A 21,105-nucleotide genomic window follows, 5' to 3' on the forward strand; every position below is an offset into this window, starting at 1 on the left:
TCATCGGATCCGTCGGCGTGCGAACTGCGCCGGTGTTTCCCGGTACTGCATCTTGAAAGCGCGGATGAAATGGCTGCTGTCGGTGAAGTGCCAGCGCGCGGCGGCCTCGGACACGGTGAGACCCGACCCGGGGACGGTGAGTGCCGCGGCCGCTTCCTCCAGGCGTCGGCGGCGAACGTAGGCGCTGAACGACTCGTCCAGACTCGCGAAGGCCCGCTGCAGGGTGCGGACGGAGACGTGCAGGTGCGCGGCGACGGCGGCGGGCGACAGGTCGGCGTCGGCGAGGCGGGCGTCGGCCAGTTCCCTGGCCGCTTGGGCCAGCGCCGGGGTGAAGGCCGGCTCGCGGTCGTCGAAGTGGTCGAGGACCAGCCCCTTGGCCAGTTCGAGCAGGGCGTTGCGGGACGCGTGCGCTGCCGCCGGGCCGAGGTCGCTCATGGTCCGCTGGACCATGGTGGCGTGCGCCAGGAGGACCTGCGCCGCGGGCGACGTGGTCCGGCCTGCGCGGGGTTTCCCCCCGACCAGGGACCGTAAGGCGTCACCGGGGAAGATGAAGATGCGGTGGCCGATCTCGGGCGTGGTGTGGAAGTGGTTCTCCGTCACGACGTGGTGCATGAAGTAGGTGCCGGCCGAGATGCAGGCGTCGCCGCCCTGGTCGTGCGGGTCCGACAGGGTCACCGCACCGCGCAGCCCGACGTACAGCCTGATGTGGTCGTGCTCGTGCGTACCGACCGCCTGGGTGCGCACGGATGAGGAGCCCCAGAGTTCGTTGATGACCGTGTCCTGCAGGGTCACCGAGTGCATGGTTCCCTGAAAACCGTCGACCGTGGAAGCGCTGAACTCCGGGAGGGGGTACAGGTCGCCCATGCGGTCGTTCCAGGTGTCGACGAACAACTCCCACGTTTCCCGGCCGGAGCCGGTGGCGTCGGCATCGGCGGTGAACGCGCCCACCTTGCCGCTCGTCCCGAGGGAACGCGGTGTGCTGGTCATGTGTCCTCCGCGCCGATGAAGATGTCGCCGGGATCCCGTTCGGTGTCGCAAACGTACACGCTTCCTTCGCGCGGCTGTTCCTACTCTTGGCTGCGACCCAGCCGTTGACGATCTTCCGCCCGCGAGTGCCGCGGGACGCGCTGCCGCCGTGCACGCGGGCGCCACCGGGCGCGCCGCCCGGTGGCGAAGTCGTCGGCACGCCGGCGGATGGTTCCCGCCTGACCGACCTTCGAGGAGACGACCGCGATGATTCCCGATGACGATCCGTCCCGTTCGCTGACCGTGGCGAACCCGGATGACCCCGGCACGACGTATGTCTCGCTGGTGGGCAACACGTACGCCATGCTGGTCACCGGCGAGCAGACCGACGGCCGGTACTGCCTGATCGACATGCGCGTGCCCGACGGTGGCGGCCCGCCCCCGCACCGGCACGACTTCGAGGAGATGTTCACGATCCTCGAGGGCGAGATCGAGTTCACCTTCCGCGGCGAGAAGCGCACGGTGCGGGCCGGGTCCACGATCAACGTGCCGGCCAACGCGCCGCACAACTTCCGCAACGTCTCGGGTGCTCCGGCCCGCATGCTGTGCATGTGCACCCCCGCCGGCCAGGACGAGTACTTCCTGCGCATCGGCGATGTCGTCGCGGGCAAGGACGCGCCGCCGCCGCAACTGTCGCAGGACGAGCTCATGGAGCGTCGCCGCCGTGCGGCCGAGCTGGCCGCGACCTACCGGAGCGAGTTCCTCTAGGCCGTCAGGGACGACGGGCCCGGGCGGCCCGCCTCCAAGAGTCGGGCGGACTGTTACTGCTATCTGCGAGGAGCGCGGATTGGGAGCGGTGGGACTGGCGGACCGGCTGGCCGCGGCACGAGCCGACGCGCTGGTGGGCAGGGAGCCGGAACGGGCGGTGCTCGACCGGACGCTGTCGGGCGCGGCGGACACCCCGCCCGTGGCCTACCTGCACGGTCCCGGTGGCATCGGCAAGACCTCGCTGCTGCGCTACGCCGCGTGGCGGGCCGAACTCAGCGGCCGCCGCGTGGTCCACCTGGACGGCCGGTTCCTCGACGCCGATCCGCGCCGGCTGGAGGAGGCCGCGGCCCCGGCGTGCGCCGAGCCCGGCGCGGTGCTGCTCATCGACACCTTCGAGCAGTGCCGGCCTCTTGAGGCATGGCTGCGCGAGACGTTCCTGCGACGGCTCGCCGACCGTGCGATCGTGATTCTGGCCGGCAGGGTCGCCCCCGACGTCGAATGGTCGCTGGACCCTGGATGGGCGCAGCTGTTCACCGCGCTGGCCGTGCGGCCGCTGGACGCCGCCCAGTCCCACGCCCTGCTCGCCGCCCGAGGTGTCCCCGCCGAGCAGCGCGGAGCCTTCGTCGCCTTCGCGGGAGGCAGCCCGCTCGCCCTCTCGCTGGCCGCCTCCGTGCCCGCCGCGGCGCCGGGCGCGCCGTGGGAGCCGACCGGCGACGTGCTGACGACCCTGGTCGAGCGGCTCGTGGGCGACCTGCCCAGCGCCGTCCACCGGCGCGCCCTCGAGGTCGTCGCGCAGGCCTACGTCACCCGCGAGCCCCTGCTGCGTGCGGTGCTGGGCGACGAGGACACCGACATGGTGTTCTCCTGGCTGCGCCAACTGCCCTACATCGAAGCCACGCCCGAAGGGCTGCACCCGCACGACGCGGTGCGGGCCACCCTTGAGGCCGACCTGCGCTGGCGGGACCCCGAGCGCTACGACGACGTCCGTGTCCGCATCTCGCTCGCGGGCCTGCGGGCCGTACGCGGCGCCGCCGAGGACGACGCGCTGCTGCGGGTCGCGGAGTGGATGTTCCTCTTCCGTGATCGGGGAAGTACGGACACCCTGTACAACTACCGGACGCACCCGCACATCGAAGACACCGCGCTCCGGCCCAAGGACGTGCCCGCCGTGTTGCGCATGGCCGAGGAAGCGGAGGGCCCGGCATCGGCGGCAGCGGTCGCGCACTGGGTGCGCCGACAGCCGGAGGCCTTCCGCGTCCACCGCTACGCAGGCTCCTCCGCGCCCGTGTCCTTCATGGCCGTCCTGAGGCTGGACGCACCACTGGCCGAGGACCGTGCCGCGGACCCGGTGATCGCGGCGGTCTGGGACCTCGTGGCCGCGGCCGCCCCCCTCGGGCCGGGCGAGCATCTGGGCATCCGCCGCTTCGCGGTGCAACCCGGCGGGCAGCAGCGGCCCTCACCCCTGATGGAGCTCACCAGCCGGCGCACCATCGGCGAGGAGATGAGGACCCACGGACGCGCGGTGACCTTCACCGTGTTCGAGGACGCCGAGCGGTGGGGGCGCTATCTCGCCGAGGCCGGGATGCCGGAGCTCGCGGCCGTGGACGTCGGCGGCCGGCGACAGCACATTTTCGGCCGGGACTGGCGACGGCAGACAGTGGAACAGTGGGTGCAGCACCGGGCTCGCGCAGCGGTCGCACCCGTGACGACATGGCCCGCGACCGGCGCCAGGAGTGGCCCGGGCGACCAGTTGCCGCGCGCGGTGTTCGCGGAAGGCGTGCTCGAGGCGCTGCGCACCTGGCACACCCCCCGCGCATTCGCCACCAGCGTCCTGCTGCGCTCCCGTCTCGTGCCGCACGGCTCACCCGACCCGTACGCCGACCTGCGCGGCGCCATCGTCACCGCCCTCGACGCGATACAGACCGACCCCGCGGGCGTCAAAGCCCACGAAGCTCTCACCGCCACATACCTCACGGCCTCCCGCACCCACAGGGCCGCCGCCCGACGGCTCGGCGTGCCCTACGGCACCTACCGGCGCCACCTCACGCTGGCCAAGGAACGCCTCATCGAACAACTGCTGCGACAACCGGCCACGACATCGACACCGGTCCAGCCGGACTCGCCGACCGAGGACTGAGGTCTCCACGGGACCGCCGGGCGTCAGGCACTGAACGCCCGGCGGGCTCGGGGAACCAAGTGCGGGTCAATACACCTAGAGCGGCAGCACCGCGGCCGCGGCGTCGACCGGCTCCACTTCCACGGGCAGCGTCGGCGCCGGCATGACGTCGGCCTCCTCGCGCGGCACGGGCACCGACGGCAGCACCGGCTTCGGCCCCGACACCACCGCGTAGTCCTGCCCCAGGAACGGCGGCTCGATCACTCCGGGGTCCTCGCCCAACGCCAACTGCACAGCCGCCCAAGGGGCGTTGACCCCGCACAACGACAGCTGGTGCAGGCCGCCCGCGGGGCGCGTGTTGACGTCGAGCAGCACCGGCTCGTCACCGAACATCCGGAACTGGATGTTGGAGAGGTAGTGCAGTCCGAAGCCCTCGGCGATGATCCGCGCCGGCTCCAGCCACTGCTCGTCCAGTGTGAAGCCGCGCCGACGGCCCTTCTTCGTCCGGCCCACGGCCAGCCGGAGCCGGTTGTCCGGCCCGGTCAGGCAGTCCACGGACACCTCCGGCTCCTCAAGGCGCGGCATCACCAGCCAGTTCACCGGGTCCTCGGCCCGCCGCAGCGCGTCCACGACCAGGTCGAGCTGGACGTGCGGCCCGGGGAACCCGTTGAGGTGGAGGAGCGAGAAGGGGGCGCGGGTGATCACCCGGAATCCCACCCCACCCGCACCGGTGGCCGGCTTGAAGCAGGCCTTGTGCCCGCCCGCCTCCAACTCCTCGACGGCGGCCACCAGTTCGTCCGCGGTGCGGACCCGGAACCACGGCGGCACCGGGACCCCCACCGAGCTGACCACGTCGTAGGCGGTCGCCTTGTCCTCGAAGACGGCGGTGCCCTCCGGCGTCGGCGCGAGCAGCGCCGTACCGGCCGCCTCGAAGTCCGCCCGGTGGGCCACGATCGTCGACTGGTGCAGCCGGGGCACGAAGACATCGATGCCACGGCGCCGGCACTGGTCGAGCGCGTACTCGACGTAGCCCGCAGGGGACAGTCCCTCCGGCTCCAGCTCGGCGGTGTCCGCGGCGGCCAGCACGGGGGAGTCGGCGTCGCCGTGCGTGGCGTGGATCTCGACCGCCCGGTCGCTGGGATTTCTCCGCAGCTGCTCCATGAAGAACACGTTCTCCGCGTACGTGCGGTTGAGCCAGACGCGTACGCGAGAGCGCATTAAAGCCGCCTTTCGGGGTTTTCGGGCAGGGCTCAGCGGGCCCGTGCCCGGGCAGGGTGGTTGGAGGGTCACCAAACCGCCCTGTACGAAGGGAAGTTCGTGGCGGTGGTGTTGGGGGGATCATACGGCTTCCGAGGGGCCCCGCGTGCAACGCGAGTGTTACGGATTTCCCCGACCTGTCCACCCGTGTTTTCCTGCGCCGTCCCCGCCGGTTTCCTTGACGCTCCGACGGCAGGCCGACAGGGCCTCTTGTCCTCCGGCGACGTAATGTGCTCTGGTGGGAGCGACAACATGATCGGAAGGGGTGCGGGGTGGAGTCCACGGCCGGTACCGAGCGGTTGCTGGCCATCAGCGACCTGCACATCTCGTACCCGGAGAACCGCGAACTCGTCCGGCGGATGCGTCCGGAAACGGACCAGGACTGGCTGATCGTCGCCGGTGACGTCGCGGAGACCGTCGCCGACATCCGCTGGACGCTGGAGACCCTCGCGAGCCGCTTCCGCAAAGTGCTGTGGGCCCCCGGCAATCACGACCTGTGGACCCACCCCAAGGATCCGGTCACGCTGCGCGGCGTCGCCCGCTACGAGCACCTCGTCGGGCTCTGCCGGGAACTGGGCGTGGTCACCCCCGAGGATCCCTATCCGGTCTGGGAGGGCGAGGGCGGCCCGGCCGTCGTGGCCCCGCTGTTCCTGCTGTACGACTACTCCTTCCTGCCGGCGGGCTGCGCCACCAAGGAGGAAGGCCTCGCCTACGCGCACGGCACCGGCATCGTCTGCAACGACGAGTACCTGCTGCACCCCGACCCCTACCCGACCCGCGAGGACTGGTGCCGGGCCCGGGTCGAGGCCACCGAGCGCCGGCTCGCCGACCTGCCGCAGGACCTGCCGACCGTGCTGGCCGGCCACTACCCGCTGGACCGGCACCCCACGGACGTGCTCTGGCACCCCGAGTTCGCCATGTGGTGCGGCACCACCCGCACCGCCGACTGGCACCGCCGGTTCCGCGTCGCGACCATGGTCTACGGTCATCTGCACATCCCCCGGACCACCTGGCTGGACGGGGTCCGCTTCGAAGAGGTCTCCGTGGGATATCCCCGCGAGTGGCGCAAGCGCTCCCGGCCCCCGGGCGAGCTGCGTCGCATTCTGCCGATGGAGGTCGGAACCGGTGATCGAGGAGCTGCTCCCGGAGTCGGTGGTGGCCGTGGAGATGCTCGGTGACGACGCGATCCACGAAGCCCCCCTCTATCCGGAGGAGGCGGCGCTCGTCGCGCGTGCCGTGCCCAAACGGCGCCGTGAGTTCTCCGCCGTGCGCGCCTGCGCCCGGCGCGCCATGGAGAAGCTCGGGGTCTCGCCGCAGCCCGTCCTGACCGGCGAACGCGGCGCCCCGCGCTGGCCCGACGGGCTGATCGGCAGCATGACCCACTGCGAGGGCTACTGCGCCGCCGCCCTGGTCCGCGCCACCGACCTGGTCTCCCTGGGCATCGACGCCGAACCGCACGCCCCGCTGCCCGAAGGGGTCGCCGAGGCCGTGTTGCTGCCCGCCGAGCAGGAGCGCCTCGACCGGCTCGCCGCCGCGCGGCCCGACGTGCACTGGGACCGGCTGCTGTTCAGCGCCAAGGAGTCCGTCTACAAGGCGTGGTTCCCCCTCACCGGCAAGTGGCTGGACTTCATGGAGGCCGACATCGAACTCGTCCCGGAGCCCGGAGGGCGGGCGCACGGCACCCTGCGCGCCCGCCTCCTGGTCCCCGGGCCGGAGGTGGGCGGACAGCGGCTGGGGTTCTTCGAGGGCCGCTGGAGCGTGGCGCACTCCATGCTGACCTCGGCCGTGGTCGTACCGCACGCCTGAGCGGCCCCGTGCCCCGTCGGCTCAGGTGGGCGGGCACCAGTCGTGCAGCAGCCGGAAGAACTCCTCCTCGTTGCCCCTGAGTCCGGCGCCCGCCAGGGCCGCCTCGGCCTCGGCGAGCACGGCGGGCGGGACCACGAAGGGGCGGGCGCCGTCTGGTCCGTCGAAGGCCGCCCGGACGGTGTGGAGCAGCCGCAGATAGGCCTGGACGGCGGTGCGCTCGCGGTCGGTCAGTACGGCGGTGGGCATCGGTCGGTCTCCCCGTCGGTCGTCGCGGTCGCACGCCCTGAGGGCGCGGGCGTACCGCCGGTGCGGTGCGCACCCCCCAGCTTGCCGTCCGCCACTGACAACGGGGTCCGACCACACTCCGGTTCGCCCGCTCAGCGGACGCGCGACCAGGCCCGCGCGGGAGCCGAGCGGGCAGGGCCGGTTCCGCGACTAGGGCTGTCCGGCGGATCAAGTCGCAGGGAAGCAACGGTGACTCGTCGGCCGAGGTGAGCGGGGTCTGGTGCGTCCGGCTGCACGGCGGAGGAGCCGTGGCCGATCAGCCGCTGCCGTGGCGGGCGACGCGGTGGGGGCACCTCCCGGCCGGAGGCTGGGGGACGTCGGGGACCGACGACAACGCCGCTGGGGGTCCCACGCCTTTGGGGCAGTGGGGGAGGGCGTGCCGGACCCCGCGTCTGCGGCATGACCCGCCAGCCAGCCCCTAGGGCCGCTGGACGCTCTCCAGGAGCATGTCCAGCCACTCCGCGACCTTGTCCCGGTGCTGGTCGGTGGGCAACTGGGCGGCCCGCCAGGCGATGCCCCGCACCCCGTGGTCCTGGAGCAGCCGTTCCAGCGGGTCCTCGGCGGGGGCGGCCGCGGCCCGCTCCCGGTCGGCCAGCTTCTGCAGCAACTCCTGCTCGACGCGCTGGAGGGCGCCCGCGAGGGCCTCGGAGTCCTCGGCGGTGAGGAATCCGGCGTGCACGCGGAAGAAGCGCTGGAGGGCGTCGCAGTGTTCCATGGTCGGCCGCCGGTCGCCGTTGAGCAGGGCGCCGGCCTGCTGCCGGGACATGCCCGCGCCGTCCGCGATCTCCTGCTGGGTGTGTTTGCGCCCGTTGGGCTTGAGCCGGGTGCGGCGCAGCAGGTCGAGGCGTTGCAGGAAGCGTTCCTGGACGTCCGGCTCCTCGCCCGCGGGCCGGCCGCCCAACAGCGCCCGCACCACGGGCTCGGGTACACCGCTGGCGTACGAGAGCCGGCCGATGTCGAAGACCTCGGGGTGCGCCACGCCGAGCCGGTCGGCCAGCGCGGTGACGCGGGCGACGACGGCCGGCAGCTGGGCGGTCGCCGTGGCGCCCGGATCCTGGTAGCCATCCGTCACCGACAGAACTCCTGTGTCTCTCAGGGGAATCAGGGGTTTCTCACAAGCGGTCGCCGTGGACGCACCGGCGTGGAACCTCCCGGAGATTAGCGGTTCGTTCGAACTCACATCCAGGTCTCGCCACAACTGTGGCCAATTTCGGCCGTCAACAGGCATGAAATGCCACGATAGTTGACATGACTGCAGGTGGGGCAGCAGGATCACATCGCCGCGAGAAGGCCGCATAGGCAAGAGGGGTGACCTCCCGATGGCATATCAGGCAGGTGGGCGGCGACCGGCGCCGCGGCCCGTCCCCGCAAGTCCTGAGGGCCAGGCGTATCTCCAGGACTACGCGCTGCTGCTGGACGCGCTGCCGTTCCCTTCCCTCGTGGTGGACCACCGCTGGGACGTGGTGCTCGCCAACGGCGCGTTCGAGACACTTTTCCAGGCGGTCGCCCCGCATCCGACGGCCATGCCGGGTGACAACTTCCTCCGCTTCGTGCTGTTCCATCCCGACGCCGGCGCGGTGCTCGGCGGCCACGAGGCGGGCTGGTGCCTGCCGATGCTGGCGCAGTTCAAGGCCGCTCTCGAGCGGTACGCGCACGACCACGAACTCCAGTCGCTCCGACGGGAGATCGCCCAGGACCCGATCATGGAGGCAGCCTTCCGGCAGGGGCTGCCGCACTGGTTGCGCGCGGTCGGCGAGGAGGGCGCCCGACTCGACGGCGCGGTCCGTCCGCTGCGGCACCCGGACCCGCTGCTGGGCGCCACCGAGTGCCGGGTGGTCGCCGAGACCCCCAAGACCCTTCTCGACATGGGCTACGCGCGTTACACCCTGGTGCTGCGCGCCACCCCCCGCCCTGTCACCGCCCCGCGCCGCTCGCGCCGAGCGGGCGGCCTGGGCCCCCATCTGACCGTCGTCCCGGCCCCCGAAGGCTGACCCGGCACCGCCGGCGTTCAGGTCGCCGACGGCGCCGGGCCGGACACCCCCCCTTCCCGCCGCGGCCCCCCACCAGCCGTCCGTCGCCCCTCACCGCCTGTCCACGGCCAGCACCAGGGGCACGCCCCGGCAGGGTGTCAGGCGCAGTCGGCCGACGACGTCCGGTCGGCCGGTCGTCAGGACGCTCGCGAAGTCCGGGCCCTTGGCCAGCGCGCCGGCCAGCTGTCCCGGGTCCGTCGAAGCCGCCACCCGGCCGGGGCGTTGACCAGCCGGGCCGGTCCGGACAGTTCCCGCAGCAGGGGCAGCGCGGCCGCCTCGAAGTGCCGCAGGTACACGTCGGCCGCGGCCACCCCGAGGAAGCGGCCCGACACCTCTACCGGCGCCGACAGCGTCAGGCTGTACTCGTCCGAGCAGAGGTAGTCGACGTACGGCCCGGCCACCGCCCGCCGCCCGGTGTTCCGCGGCAGGGCGAACCAGTCCCAGTGCGTGTAGTCCGAGTACGCCGAGGTCCGCGGATCGAGGTCGAGGAGCAGCGGCCGTACGTCCCCGCCGGCGTCGCTCTGCCACCACTCGAGCCAGGCCGGCACGTCGGCCAGCACGCCGGGCGCCGCCACGAAACCGACGCCGGACACCAACTCCTGCCGGGCCAGCCGAAGATGGAGTCCGGGGCGGAGCGCGGCCAGGTCCGCGGTCACGGGCCGGCGGCCCTCCGCGATCACCCGTGCCAGCAGCGCCGCGGTGTCCGCGCGGGTCTGGGCCACGGCGTCGAACACCGCTTCCAGGGCGCCGCCGACCCGCGCGGCCACGTCCCTCTCGGCCGCGTACTCCCCGGTCGTGCAGTCCGCGGCGGCGTCCTTCCCGGCCGTGCACTCCCCGGCGGCGTCCTTCCCGGCGGCGTCGAGCGTGCCGGCCGCCGGACCGCAGGGGGCGGTGCTGCGGCGCATGCTGCCCTCCCGCGGACGGGGGAGCGGGCACGGCGCCTACCGGGCCAGACGCAGCGCGATGAGCCGTGCCGTCGTGTCCCGTACGCACCGCTCGGCCAGCTCCCTGGCCGATGTGTGCGCCCCATCCTGCACCGCCGAGATCACGTCCCGGTGACGGTCCGCCACCTCTTCACGATATTCGTCGTCGCCGAGCACAAGGCACAGCAGCGCCCCGACCTCCGTCTGGAGCGCGACCTGCTCCCGGGTCAGCCGGGCCGACTGGGCGGCGGCCGCCAGCTCGACGTGGAAGCGGCCGTACAGCCGGCCACGGGTCGGCGCATCCGGCACCCTGCTCAACTCCGCTACGGTCCGCCGCAGTTGCTCCAGATCGTGGTCCTCGGTGCGTTCGGCGGCGAGGTACCCGGCGGTGCCCGAGAGGGCCGCCCAGTGGTCGCCGAGGTCGCGCAGTTCCTCGGTGCTCCAGCCGCGCAGCCGGTCCCTGAGGCGTTCCTGGTCGGGCGTCTCGGGGGAGGACACGAAGCTCCCGCCGCCGCGCCCCCGCCGGGTGACGACCAGGCCCTGCTGGCGCAGCGCCATCAGGGCCTCCCGCAGGGTCACCGTGGACACCCCGAGCTGTCCGGCCAGCTCGGTCTCGCCGGGCAGCTGCTCCCCGTCGGCGAGCAGGCCCAGGTCGATGGCGTCGCCTATCCGGCGCACCACGGCATGCACCCGGGCTCCACCGTCCACGGGGGCGAAGACGGCCTCTCGGGCGCCGCCGGTCCGCTGCTGTCTCACGGCCCACCACCCTATGCGTTGACCCAAGCTTTACCTTGGCGGGGTCTTGAGATTTGAACTATGACTTCATATCTTTCCGTTCGCCAGGGTCAACGCAGGAGGACGGCAGGAAGGTTCCCGCCATGGGGGGCAGCGCGATCCGGTTGCGGGATCTGCGGAAGTCGTTCGGCGACACGAGCGCCGTCGCGGGGGTCGACCTGGAGATCCGCGACGGCGAGTTCTTCTCGATGCTCGGCCCGTCCGGCTCCGGCAAGACGACCGTCCTTCGCATGATCGCCGGCTTCGAGCCCCCCACCTCCGGAGTGATCGAACTGGCCGGACAGGACGTCACCGGCCGCGCACCCTTCGAACGGGACGTGCACACGGTCTTCCAGGACTACGCCTTGTTCCCGCACATGACCGTCGAGCAGAACGTCGCCTACTCCCTCAAGGTGCGCGGCGTCCCCAAGGCCGAACGCCTGGTCCGCGCCCGCAAGGCTCTCGCCGAGGTCCGTCTGGAGGGCTACGGCGGCCGCCGCCCCGCCCAGCTCTCCGGCGGCCAGCGCCAGCGCGTCGCCCTCGCCCGCGCTCTCGTCGGACGTCCCCGCGTGCTCCTCCTGGACGAGCCGCTCGGCGCCCTGGACCTCAAGCTCCGGGAGCAGATGCAGACCGAACTCAAGGCCCTGCAACGCGAGGTCGGCATCACCTTCGTCTTCGTCACCCACGACCAGGAGGAGGCCCTGGTGATGAGCGACCGCGTCGCCGTCTTCCACCAGGGCCGCATCGAGCAGGTCGGTACGCCGGCCGAGATCTACGAACGCCCCGCCACCGCGTTCGTCGCCTCCTTCGTCGGCACCTCCAACCTGCTCACCGGGGACGCCGCGCTGCGGGTGCTCGGGGAGAGCGGCACCCACAGCGTCCGGCCCGAGAAGATCCGGGTCCTCGAGGAGACCGCCGACCCGGACGGGGAAGGCCACGTCACCGCGCCGGGCACCGTCGCCGACGTGGTCTACCTCGGTGACGCCACCCGCTTCCTGGTCGACCTGGACGGCGGCGGCCGGCTCACCGCGCTCCAGCAGAACCTCGACACCTCCGCCGAGGACGCCGCCGCGTACCGCGGCAGCCGCGTCCGGCTGCGCTGGCAGCGCCGGCACACCGTCCGCGTCCCCGACTGACTCGCCGTCCCCTCACGTCCGGATCCGCCGTTCCCCACGTCTGGAGTACGTCGTGCGCCTCATCCGTCCCCTCACCTCGGCCGCCGCGCTGCTGCTTGCGGCCACAGCCTGCGGGTCCTCCGGCAACTCTGGTTCCCCGAACGGTTTCGACCCGCCCGACCTCAAGCCGCTCGCCAAGCTCGGCACGTCCGAGGGCGAGGTGAACCTGATCGCCTGGGCCGGCTACGTCGAGGACGGCTCCGACGACCCCAAGGCGGACTGGGTCACCGACTTCGAGAAGCGGACGGGCTGCCAGGTCCACTCCAAGGTCGCGGCCAGCTCCGACGAGATGGTCAAGCTGATGAAGACCGGCGAGTACGACGCCGTCTCCGCCTCCGGCGACGCCTCGCTGCGCCTGATCGCCTCCGGGGACGCGGCCCCGGTCAACACCAGCCTCGTACCGAACTACAAGGACGTCTTCAGCGGTCTGAAGAACGGCGCCTGGAACTCGGTCAAGGGCCAGATGTACGGCATCCCGCACGGCCGCGGCGCCAACCTGCTGATGTACAACACCCAGAAGGTCCGCCCCGCGCCCACGTCCTGGGCCGCGGTCTTCGACGACGCCGGGACGTACAAGGGCCATGTCACCGCCTACGACTCGCCGATCTACATCGCGGACGCGGCCCTGTATCTCAAGGCCACCAAGCCCGAGTTGAAGATCAAGGACCCCTACGCGCTCGACCAGAAGCAGTTCGACGCGGCCGTGGCCCTGCTGAGGAAGCAGAACGCGGACATCGGCGAGTACTGGAGCGACTACCTCAAGGAGATCTCCGCCTTCAAGAGCGGCGACTCGGTGATCGGCACCAGCTGGCAGGTCATCGCCAACCTGGCCGCCGGCGAGGGCGCCGAGGTCAAGGCCTTCGTACCCAAGGAGGGTTCCACCGGCTGGTCCGACACCTGGATGGTCTCCGCCAAGGCCAAGCACCCCAACTGCGCCTACAGGTGGCTGAACTGGATCGCCTCCCCGAAGGTCAACGCCGAGGTCGCCGAGTACTTCGGCGAGGCCCCCGCCAACGCCAAGGCCTGCGACCTGACCAGCGACAGGAACTTCTGCACGACCTACCACGCGGCCGACGAGCGCTACTGGAAGAACATCGCCTTCTGGAACACGCCCATCGAGCAGTGCCTGGACGGCCGCACCGACGTCAGGTGCGTGCCGTACGCCAAGTGGGTGCAGGCCTGGACCGAGATCAAGGGCTGAGCCGTGACCGTGCTCACCCGGACCGCGGGGGCGCTGCACCGGCGCCCCCGACTCCGCCTCGCGCTGCTGCTGACCGCCCCCCTGCTGTGGCTGGCCGTGCTCTACCTCGGCTCGCTGGCCGTGCTGTTCGTCTCCGCCTTCTGGACGACGGACTCCTTCACCTCGCAGGTCGTCAAGGTCTGGTCGGCCGACAACTTCCACGAACTGGTCACCACCCCCGTGTTCCGGCAGGTGGTCCTGCGCAGCGTCGGCGTCGCCCTCGCGGTGACCGCGCTGTGCGCGGTGATCGCCTTCCCCGTCGCCTTCTACACCGCCCGGGTCGCCAGGCCCAGCCGCCGCCCGCTCCTCGTGGTCGCCATCCTCACCCCGCTGTGGGCGAGTTACCTGGTCAAGGTGTACGCCTGGCGGCTGATCCTGTCCGAGGGCGGGCTCGCCGACTGGCTGCTGCGGCCGTTCGGGCTGAGCGGCCCCGGCTTCGGCCTGCCGGCCACCGTGGTCACCCTGACGTACCTGTGGCTGCCGTACATGATCCTTCCGATCCACACCGCCCTGGAGCAGGTGCCCGACAACCTGCTGGACGCGTCCGCGGACCTGGGCGCCCGCGCCGGGCGGACCTTCCGGTCGGTGGTCCTGCCGATGGTGCTGCCGTCCGTCGCCGCCGGGTCGGTGTTCACCTTCTCGCTCAGCCTCGGCGACTACATCACCGTGGGGATCGTCGGCGGCAAGACCCAGCTCATCGGCAACCTCGTCTACGCCAACATCGAACTCAACCTGCCCATGGCCGCCGCGCTCGCCACCGTCCCGGTCGTCGTCATCGTGCTGTACCTGCTGGCGATGCGGCGTACGGGCGCGCTGAGCAGCCTCTGACGACGGGGGACACCTCCCATGCGACTCTCCCGGTCCGCCCGAGCCGCCCTCCGCGTCGCCGCCGCCCTCGGCTTCGCCGTGATCTACGTCCCGCTGCTGCTGGTCCTGGTGAACTCCCTCAGCCCCGACCGCAGCGCGAGCTGGCCGCCGTCCGGTCTGACCACCCGCTGGTGGTCGGCCGCCTGGCACAGCTCCGGGGCCCGCGAGGCGCTGTGGACCTCGTTGAGGGCGGGGCTCGGCGCCACCGCGATCGCCCTGGTGCTCGGCACACTCGTCGCGTTCGCGGTGGCCCGGTACCGCTTCTTCGGCCGCGACGCCCTCTCCTTCGTGGTCGTCCTGCCGATCGCGCTGCCCGGCATCGTCACCGGGATCGCGCTCAACTCGGCGTTCAGCACGGTTCTTGAGCCGCTCGGCGTGGGACTCGGCCTGTTCACCGTCGTCGTCGGACACGCCACCTTCTGCGTCGTGATCGTCTTCAACAATGTGGTCGCCCGGCTGCGCCGCACCTCCGGCGGCTACGAGGAGGCCGCCGCCGACCTGGGTGCCGACACCTTCCGTGCCTTCGTCGACGTCACCTTCCCGCTGGTGCGTTCGGCGCTGCTGGCCGGCGGGCTGCTCGCCTTCGCGCTCTCCTTCGACGAGATCGTGGTGACGACGTTCACAGCGGGTCCCGGCGTGCAGACCCTGCCCCTGTGGATCTTCGACAACATGACCCGTCCGCAACAGGCCCCGGTGGTGAACGTGGTGGCCGCGATGCTGGTCCTGCTGTCCGTCGTCCCGATCTACCTCGCCCAGAGACTGTCAGCGGACACGGCGACCGGCAGCCGCGTCTGACGCGCGCCCGCAGACCGTTCCTCAGCCACGCAAACGGCTTGCGTCAATTGCGCTACTCTTGCGCACATGACGCGACGACTTGCGGAAGTGGCCAAGAAGGTCGGGGTCAGCGAGGCCACGGTCAGCCGCGTGCTCAACGGCAAGCCCGGGGTCTCGGAGGCCACCCGCCAGGCGGTGCTCTCCGCCCTGGACGTCCTCGGCTACGAGCGCCCCACCCAGCTGCGCGGTGAACGCGCCCGCCTCGTCGGTCTGGTCCTGCCCGAGCTCCAGAACCCCATCTTCCCCGCGTTCGCCGAGGTCATCGGCGGCGCGCTGGCCCAGCTCGGGCTCACCCCGGTGCTCTGCACCCAGACCAAGGGCGGGGTGTCCGAGGCGGACTACGTGGAACTGCTGCTGCAACAGCAGGTGTCCGGCGTGGTGTTCGCCGGCGGGCTGTACGCCCAGGCCGACGCGCCGCACGACCACTACCGGCAGCTCGCCGACCGCAACATCCCGGTGGTGCTGGTCAACGCGGCCATCGAACACCTCGGATTCCCCGCCGTGTCCTGCGACGACGCGGTGGCGGTCGAACAGGCCTGGCGCCACCTCGCCTCGCTCGGCCACGAGCGCATCGGTCTCGTCCTCGGGCCCGCCGACCACATTCCCTCGGCCCGCAAGCTGGCCGCCGCGCAGGCCCTGGGGGACCTCCCGGAGGCGCACGTCGCCCGGGCCATGTTCTCGATCGAGGGCGGCCACGCGGCCGCCACCCGCCTGATCGACCGGGGTGTCACCGGCATCATCTGCGCCAGCGACCCGCTCGCGCTCGGGGCGATCAGGGCGGCCCGCCGCCGCGGCCTGGGCGTCCCGTCCCAGGTGTCGGTCGTCGGTTACGACGACTCGGCGTTCATGAACTGCACCGAGCCCCCGCTCACCACCGTCCGGCAGCCGATCGAGGCCATGGGCAGGGCAGCCGTGGAACTGCTGAACGCCCAGGTCAACGGCACCGTCGTAGCACCCGACGAGCTGCTCTTCGAGCCGGAGCTGGTGGTGCGCGGTTCCACCGCGCAAGCGCCCCGTCCCTGAGATCCGACCGTCTGTCGAATAATTACATATTCTGCGCGACATCTTGCGGAGAGATGGCGCCGGTGCTTGAGTGTGCGGCGCCCACCGGTTCCGGTGCGGCGCCACCGCTCCTGCTCTGGGGGTCCACCGATGTCCAGCACCGGGTACCGTCGTGCGCTCGTCGCGATCGGCGTCTGTTCCTCGCTCGCGCTCACCGCCGCGGCCTGCGGGTCGGGCGGTGACGACACGGCGAGCGGCGGGACGCGCATCACCGTCAACTGCGAACCGCCGAAGAGCGCCAAGGTCGACCGGTCGTTCTTCGAGCAGGACATCGCCGCCTTCGAGAAGCAGCACCCGGACATCGACGTCGTCGCGCACGACGCGTTCCCCTGCCAGGACCCGAAGACCTTCGACGCCAAACTGGCCGGCGGCCAGATGGAGGACGTCTTCTACACCTACTTCACCGACGCCAGGCACGTCGTGGACATCCACCAGGCGGCCGACCTCACGCCGTACCTCGAGGACCTGAAGAGCTACGGCACCATCCAGAAGCAACTGCGCGACATCTACACCGTCGACGGCAAGGTCTACGGCATCCCGCGCACCGGCTACTCGATGGGCCTGATCTACAACCGCGAGCTCTTCCGGCAGGCCGGCCTCGACCCGGACAAGCCGCCCACCACCTGGGAGGAGGTCCGCGCCGACGCCAGGAAGATCGCCGCGCTCGGCAACGGCACCGTCGGGTACGCCGACTACAGCGCGCAGAACCAGGGCGGCTGGCACTTCACCGCCGAGCTGTACTCCCAGGGCGGCGACGTCGTCTCCGCCGACGGCAAGAAGGCGACCGTCGACACCCCCGAGGGCCACGCGGTCCTCCAGAACCTGCACGACATGCGCTGGACCGACGACTCGATGGGCAGCAAGCAGCTGCTGGTCATCAACGACGTCCAGCAGATGATGGGTTCGGGCAAGCTCGGCATGTACCTCGCCGCCCCGGACAACATCCCGATCCTGGTCAAGGAGAAGGGCGGCAACTACAAGGACCTGGCGCTCGGCCCGATGCCCGGTGGCAAGGGCACGCTCATCGGCGGCGACGGCTACATGTTCAACAAGAAGGACAGTCCGGCCCAGATCCGCGCCGGACTGAAGTGGCTCGACTCCATGTTTCTCACCCCCGGTGACGGCTTCCTCGGCGACTACGCCCGCGCCAGGAAGCACGACGCACCGGTCGGCCTGCCCGAGCCGCGCCTGTTCACCGGCGCCGCCGACGCCAAGGACCAGCAGGTCAAGAAGGCCAACGCCAACGTCCCGGTGGAGAACTACCAGGCGTTCCTGGACGGCGACCGGACCCTCCGGATGAAGATCGAGCCGCCGGACGCCCAGCAGATCTACTCCGTCCTCGACGGCACCGTCTCCGCCGTCCTCACCCAGAAGGACGCCGACATCGACCAGCTCCTCAAGAACGCAGACGACAAGATCGACGGCATCCTGGCCCGGGGCTGACCGCGATGACGAAGACGGCCGCACGACCACCCGCCCCGGCGGCGGTCGCCGCCGCACGGGTCCCGGCGCCGCCCCCGACAGGGGACCGGAGGCGGCGCCGCCTCGTCGACCAGGCCCGCGCCTACGGCTTCCTGCTCGGCGGACTGATCTGCTTCGCCCTGTTCTCCTGGTACCCGGCGATCCGCGCCGTCGTGATCTCCTTCCAGAAGTACACGCCCGGCTCGTCCCCCGAGTGGGTCGGCACCGCCAACTTCACCCGGGTGCTGCACGACCCCGAGTTCTCCGCGGCCTGGCGCAACACCCTCGCCTTCACGCTGCTGGCCCTGCTGATCGGCTTCGCGATCCCGTTCGTCCTCGCCCTGGTCCTCAACGAACTCCGGCACGCCAAGGCGTTCTTCCGGATCGTCGTCTACCTCCCGGTGATGATCCCGCCGGTGGTCAGCGCCCTGCTGTGGAAGTGGTTCTACGACCCCGGGGCCGGGCTCGCCAATGAGACCCTGCGCTTCCTGCACCTGCCCACCTCGAACTGGACCAACGGCACCGGCACCGCCCTCGTCTCCCTGGTGATCGTGGCCACCTGGGCCAACATGGGCGGCACCGTGCTGATCTACCTCGCCGCACTCCAGTCCATCCCCGGCGAACTGTACGAGGCCGCCGAACTCGACGGCGCGAACCTCCTCCAGCGCGTCCGGCACGTGACCGTTCCGGGGACCCGCTTCGTCATCCTGATGCTGATGCTCCTTCAGATCATCGCGACGATGCAGGTGTTCACCGAACCGTTCGTCATCACCGGGGGCGGCCCGGAGAACGCCACCGTCACCGTGCTCTACCTGATCTACAAGTACGCCTTCCTCTACGACGACTTCGGCGGCGCCTGCGCGCTCAGCGTGATGCTCCTGGTGCTGCTCGGCGTCTTCTCGGCCGGCTACCTGCGCCTGACCCGCTCCGGGGAGGACGGATGAGCCCCACCACCCGCACCCTGATCTCCCCGGCGACCCTGGCCCGCCCGCGCGGGAAGGCCGTCTACTGGAGCGTCTTCACCGCCGTCGTCCTGCTCTTCGCGCTCGCCTTCCTGTTCCCCGTGTACTGGATGGTGACCGGCGCGGCGAAATCCCCGGACGAGATCGCCCGGACCCCGCCCACCCTGGTCCCCAGGCACTGGCACCTGTCCGCCTACACCGACGCCTGGGACCTGATGCAGCTCCCCGAACACCTGTGGAACACGGTGGTGCAGGCCGCCGGCGCCTGGGCCTTCCAGCTGGTGTTCTGCACGGCCGCCGCCTACGCCCTGTCCAGGCTGAGACCGGCGTTCGGGAAGGTGGTCCTCGGCGGCATCCTGGCCACCCTGATGGTCCCGGCCCAGGCCCTGGTCGTACCCAAGTACCTGACCGTCGCCGACCTCCCCCTCATCCACACCAGTCTGCTGAACGACCCGCTCGGCATCTGGCTCCCGGCCGTCGCCAACGCCTTCAACCTCTACCTGCTGAAGCGGTTCTTCGACCAGCTGCCGCGGGACGTGCTGGAGGCCGCCGAGATCGACGGCGCCGGAAAGCTGCGGGTCCTGTGGTCGGTCGTGCTGCCGATGTCCCGGCCGGTGCTCGGGGTCGTCTCGATCTTCGCCCTGGTCGGGGTCTGGCAGGACTTCCTGTGGCCGCTGATGGTCTTCTCCGACACCGACAAGCAGCCCATCAGCGTGGCCCTGGTCCAGCTGTCGCAGAACATCCAGCTCACCGTGCTCATCGCCGCGATGGTGATCGCCAGCATCCCGATGGTCGCGCTCTTCCTCGTCTTCCAGCGGCACATCATCGCCGGGATCGGCGCGGGCGGCAGCAAGGGCTGACGCCCTACCTCCGACAGAAAGGCACGCACCGTGGGACAGCCCAGCCATGCCCCGAAGAACCACGAGGACCGCGACGAGCGCGACTGGTGGCGTTCCGCCGTCATCTACCAGGTGTACGTCCGCAGCTTCGCGGACGGCGACGGCGACGGCACCGGCGACCTCGCGGGCGTCCGCGCCAAGCTGCCCTACCTCGCCGAACTCGGCGTCGACGCGCTGTGGTTCAGCCCCTGGTACCCGTCCCCGATGAAGGACGGCGGTTACGACGTCGCCGACTACCGGGCCATCGACCCCGCCTTCGGCACCCTCGCCGAGGCGGAGAAACTCATCGCCGAGGCGCGGGACTCGGGCATCCGCACGATCGTCGACATCGTCCCCAACCACGTCTCCGACCAGCACCCCTGGTTCCGGGCCGCGCTGGCCGCAGGCCCGGGGAGTCCCGAGCGTGAACTGTTCCACTTCCGGCCCGGCCGCGGCCCGGCCGGCCAACTCCCGCCCAACGACTGGCCGTCGCAGTTCGTCGGCTCCACCGAACCGGTGTGGACCCGGCTCCCCGACGGCGAGTGGTACCTGCACCTCTTCACCCCCGAACAACCCGACCTGAACTGGGCCCACCCGGTCGTCCGCCAGGAGCACGAGGACATCCTGCGCTTCTGGTTCGAGCGCGGTGTCGCGGGTGTCCGCATCGACTCGGCGGCCTTGCTCGCCAAGGACCCTGAGCTGCCCGACCTCGCCACCCAGCCGCGGCCGCACCCCTTCGTCGACCGCGACGAACTCCACGACGTGTACCGCAACTGGCGCACGGTCGCCGACGCCTACGACGGGGTCTTCGTCGGCGAGGTCTGGCTCCCCGACGCCGAACGCTTCGCCCGCTACCTGCGCCCCGACGAACTGCACACCGCCTTCAACTTCTCCTTCCTGTCCTGCCCCTGGGACGCGGCCGCGCTGCGCGCGTCGATCGACACCACCCTCGCCGAGCACGCGCCCGTCGGTGCCCCGGCCACCTGGGTGCTGTGCAACCACGACGTGACCCGCACGGTCACCCGGTACGGCCGCGTGGACACCGGGTTCGACTTCGCCGCCAAGGCCTTCGGCGTCCCGACGGACCTCGCCCTGGGCACCCGCCGGGCCCGCGCCGCCGCACTGCTCTCGCTGGCCCTGCCCGGCGCGGTCTACGTCTACCAGGGGGAGGAGCTGGGGCTGCCGGAGGCGGAGATCCCGGCCGACCGCGTCCAGGACCCGATGTACTTCCGGTCCGGCGGCACCGACCCGGGCCGGGACGGCTGCCGGGTGCCGCTGCCCTGGTCGGCCGGGGCGCCGTACGCGGGCTTCGGATCCCGCCAGGAACCGTGGCTGCCGCAGCCGGCCGGCTGGGAGTCGTACGCCGTCGACCGCCAGCAGGACGACCCTGGCTCCATGCTGGCGCTCTACCGCCGTGCCATCGCCCTGCGGCCCCGCTTCGGCGACTCCCCGCTGAGCTGGCTGCCCGCCCCCGAGGGCGTCCTCGCCTTCGCCCGGGCCGAGGGTGTGACCTGCGTGGTCAACCTCGCCGCGACCTCCGCCGAACTCCCCGCCCACTCCGAACTCCTGGTCGGCAGCGGTCCGCTGGACGACGCCGGCCGGCTGCCGCAGGACACGGCGGTCTGGCTGGCGACCTGAGCCGCCGGTACCGCTCGCGCTGTCCCCGTCCCCCACCCCCCGAAGGGATCAGCACATGCAGCA

Annotated in this window: 19 protein-coding genes and 1 pseudogene; 14 read left to right on the forward strand and 6 right to left on the reverse strand. The window is 71.4% G+C overall.

Annotation, left to right across the window (positions count from 1 at the left end; genetic code table 11):
• Entirely contained in the window at positions 1–987 is a 987-nt protein-coding gene (locus ACZ3KP_RS29480) for a helix-turn-helix domain-containing protein (RefSeq protein WP_467502990.1), read from the reverse strand.
• Between the two features lie 246 nt (positions 988–1,233).
• On the opposite strand from ACZ3KP_RS29480, the gene ACZ3KP_RS29485 reads away from it, so the two are divergent.
• Together ACZ3KP_RS29485 and ACZ3KP_RS29490 are read left to right on the forward strand one after the other, a co-directional pair.
• Complete coding sequence (locus ACZ3KP_RS29485; RefSeq protein WP_467502991.1) at positions 1,234–1,734, forward strand: cupin domain-containing protein; 501 nt, start codon at positions 1,234–1,236, stop codon at positions 1,732–1,734.
• Between the two features lie 88 nt (positions 1,735–1,822).
• Positions 1,823–3,871 (forward strand): ATP-binding protein, encoded by a 2,049-nt coding sequence (locus tag ACZ3KP_RS29490; protein ID WP_467503169.1) that lies wholly within the window; start codon positions 1,823–1,825, stop codon positions 3,869–3,871.
• 75 nt (positions 3,872–3,946) lie between these two features.
• Here ACZ3KP_RS29490 and ACZ3KP_RS29495 read toward each other — a convergent pair whose 3' ends face one another.
• The gene (locus ACZ3KP_RS29495; protein ID WP_467502993.1) at positions 3,947–5,068 is read right to left on the reverse strand and encodes an ATP-grasp domain-containing protein; all 1,122 of its coding nucleotides are present in this window, start codon (positions 5,066–5,068) and stop codon (positions 3,947–3,949) included.
• A gap of 311 nt (positions 5,069–5,379) precedes the next feature.
• On the opposite strand from ACZ3KP_RS29495, the gene ACZ3KP_RS29500 reads away from it, so the two are divergent.
• Both ACZ3KP_RS29500 and ACZ3KP_RS29505 read left to right on the forward strand, forming a co-directional pair.
• Entirely contained in the window at positions 5,380–6,285 is a 906-nt protein-coding gene (locus tag ACZ3KP_RS29500) for a metallophosphoesterase family protein (RefSeq protein WP_467502995.1), read from the forward strand.
• Positions 6,233–6,913 carry a 4'-phosphopantetheinyl transferase family protein gene (locus ACZ3KP_RS29505; protein WP_467502997.1) on the forward strand — a complete coding sequence of 227 codons (681 nt, stop codon included), beginning with the start codon at positions 6,233–6,235 and terminating at the stop codon, positions 6,911–6,913. Before ACZ3KP_RS29500 ends, ACZ3KP_RS29505 begins: the two co-directional genes overlap by 53 nt.
• Before the next feature lie 21 nt (positions 6,914–6,934).
• Here the strand turns inward: ACZ3KP_RS29505 and ACZ3KP_RS29510 are convergent, their stop codons facing one another.
• Together ACZ3KP_RS29510 and ACZ3KP_RS29515 are read right to left on the reverse strand one after the other, a co-directional pair.
• Entirely contained in the window at positions 6,935–7,159 is a 225-nt protein-coding gene (locus ACZ3KP_RS29510; RefSeq protein WP_467502999.1) for a hypothetical protein, read from the reverse strand.
• Positions 7,160–7,616: 457 nt separating this feature from the next.
• Positions 7,617–8,270 (reverse strand): helix-turn-helix domain-containing protein, encoded by a 654-nt coding sequence (locus ACZ3KP_RS29515; protein ID WP_467503000.1) that lies wholly within the window; start codon positions 8,268–8,270, stop codon positions 7,617–7,619.
• A gap of 247 nt (positions 8,271–8,517) precedes the next feature.
• Between ACZ3KP_RS29515 and ACZ3KP_RS29520 the strand changes: the two genes are divergently transcribed.
• On the forward strand, positions 8,518–9,189 hold the full coding sequence (locus tag ACZ3KP_RS29520; RefSeq protein ID WP_467503002.1) for an MmyB family transcriptional regulator: 672 nt from the start codon (positions 8,518–8,520) through the stop codon (positions 9,187–9,189).
• Between the two features lie 90 nt (positions 9,190–9,279).
• Here the strand turns inward: ACZ3KP_RS29520 and ACZ3KP_RS29525 are convergent.
• Both ACZ3KP_RS29525 and ACZ3KP_RS29530 read right to left on the reverse strand, forming a co-directional pair.
• Positions 9,280–10,133 (reverse strand): annotated as a pseudogene (locus tag ACZ3KP_RS29525) (cache domain-containing protein).
• Positions 10,134–10,169: 36 nt separating this feature from the next.
• Complete coding sequence (locus ACZ3KP_RS29530) at positions 10,170–10,907, reverse strand: FadR/GntR family transcriptional regulator (RefSeq protein WP_467503004.1); 738 nt, start codon at positions 10,905–10,907, stop codon at positions 10,170–10,172.
• Between the two features lie 122 nt (positions 10,908–11,029).
• Between ACZ3KP_RS29530 and ACZ3KP_RS29535 the strand changes: the two genes are divergently transcribed.
• The 9 genes from ACZ3KP_RS29535 (at position 11,030) to ACZ3KP_RS29575 (ending at position 21,042) form a co-directional block, all read left to right on the forward strand.
• Positions 11,030–12,061: an ABC transporter ATP-binding protein gene (locus ACZ3KP_RS29535; protein ID WP_467503005.1), complete on the forward strand. Its 1,032-nt coding sequence runs from the start codon at positions 11,030–11,032 to the stop codon at positions 12,059–12,061.
• Positions 12,062–12,113: 52 nt separating this feature from the next.
• On the forward strand, positions 12,114–13,301 hold the full coding sequence (locus tag ACZ3KP_RS29540) for an ABC transporter substrate-binding protein (RefSeq protein ID WP_467503007.1): 1,188 nt from the start codon (positions 12,114–12,116) through the stop codon (positions 13,299–13,301).
• Between the two features lie 3 nt (positions 13,302–13,304).
• Positions 13,305–14,168, forward strand: a complete 864-nt coding sequence (locus ACZ3KP_RS29545; RefSeq protein WP_467503009.1) for an ABC transporter permease — start codon at positions 13,305–13,307, stop codon at positions 14,166–14,168.
• A gap of 18 nt (positions 14,169–14,186) precedes the next feature.
• Positions 14,187–15,002, forward strand: a complete 816-nt coding sequence (locus ACZ3KP_RS29550) for an ABC transporter permease (RefSeq protein WP_467503011.1) — start codon at positions 14,187–14,189, stop codon at positions 15,000–15,002.
• A 66-nt stretch (positions 15,003–15,068) separates the two neighbouring features.
• Positions 15,069–16,064: a LacI family DNA-binding transcriptional regulator gene (locus tag ACZ3KP_RS29555; protein ID WP_358987133.1), complete on the forward strand. Its 996-nt coding sequence runs from the start codon at positions 15,069–15,071 to the stop codon at positions 16,062–16,064.
• A 129-nt stretch (positions 16,065–16,193) separates the two neighbouring features.
• Positions 16,194–17,546 (forward strand): ABC transporter substrate-binding protein, encoded by a 1,353-nt coding sequence (locus ACZ3KP_RS29560; protein ID WP_467503013.1) that lies wholly within the window; start codon positions 16,194–16,196, stop codon positions 17,544–17,546.
• Positions 17,547–17,551: 5 nt separating this feature from the next.
• The gene (locus ACZ3KP_RS29565) at positions 17,552–18,508 is read left to right on the forward strand and encodes a carbohydrate ABC transporter permease (protein WP_467503014.1); all 957 of its coding nucleotides are present in this window, start codon (positions 17,552–17,554) and stop codon (positions 18,506–18,508) included.
• Entirely contained in the window at positions 18,505–19,386 is an 882-nt protein-coding gene (locus ACZ3KP_RS29570) for a carbohydrate ABC transporter permease (RefSeq protein ID WP_467503016.1), read from the forward strand. Before ACZ3KP_RS29565 ends, ACZ3KP_RS29570 begins: the two co-directional genes overlap by 4 nt.
• Positions 19,387–19,416: 30 nt before the next feature.
• Positions 19,417–21,042 carry a glycoside hydrolase family 13 protein gene (locus tag ACZ3KP_RS29575; RefSeq protein WP_467503018.1) on the forward strand — a complete coding sequence of 542 codons (1,626 nt, stop codon included), beginning with the start codon at positions 19,417–19,419 and terminating at the stop codon, positions 21,040–21,042.
• Positions 21,043–21,105: the final 63 nt, after the last annotated feature.

Source organism: Streptomyces sp. NPDC020958 (assembly GCF_055562175.1).

Coding starts and splice junctions, on each gene's coding strand:
- ACZ3KP_RS29480 (WP_467502990.1), bottom strand. CDS start 987: ATGACCAGCACACCGCGTTCCCTCGGGACGAGCGGCAAGGTGGGCGCG.
- ACZ3KP_RS29485 (WP_467502991.1), top strand. CDS start 1,234: ATGATTCCCGATGACGATCCGTCCCGTTCGCTGACCGTGGCGAACCCG.
- ACZ3KP_RS29495 (WP_467502993.1), bottom strand. CDS start 5,068: ATGCGCTCTCGCGTACGCGTCTGGCTCAACCGCACGTACGCGGAGAAC.
- ACZ3KP_RS29510 (WP_467502999.1), bottom strand. CDS start 7,159: ATGCCCACCGCCGTACTGACCGACCGCGAGCGCACCGCCGTCCAGGCC.
- ACZ3KP_RS29520 (WP_467503002.1), top strand. CDS start 8,518: ATGGCATATCAGGCAGGTGGGCGGCGACCGGCGCCGCGGCCCGTCCCC.
- ACZ3KP_RS29535 (WP_467503005.1), top strand. CDS start 11,030: ATGGGGGGCAGCGCGATCCGGTTGCGGGATCTGCGGAAGTCGTTCGGC.
- ACZ3KP_RS29550 (WP_467503011.1), top strand. CDS start 14,187: ATGCGACTCTCCCGGTCCGCCCGAGCCGCCCTCCGCGTCGCCGCCGCC.
- ACZ3KP_RS29555 (WP_358987133.1), top strand. CDS start 15,069: ATGACGCGACGACTTGCGGAAGTGGCCAAGAAGGTCGGGGTCAGCGAG.
- ACZ3KP_RS29560 (WP_467503013.1), top strand. CDS start 16,194: ATGTCCAGCACCGGGTACCGTCGTGCGCTCGTCGCGATCGGCGTCTGT.
- ACZ3KP_RS29565 (WP_467503014.1), top strand. CDS start 17,552: ATGACGAAGACGGCCGCACGACCACCCGCCCCGGCGGCGGTCGCCGCC.
- ACZ3KP_RS29570 (WP_467503016.1), top strand. CDS start 18,505: ATGAGCCCCACCACCCGCACCCTGATCTCCCCGGCGACCCTGGCCCGC.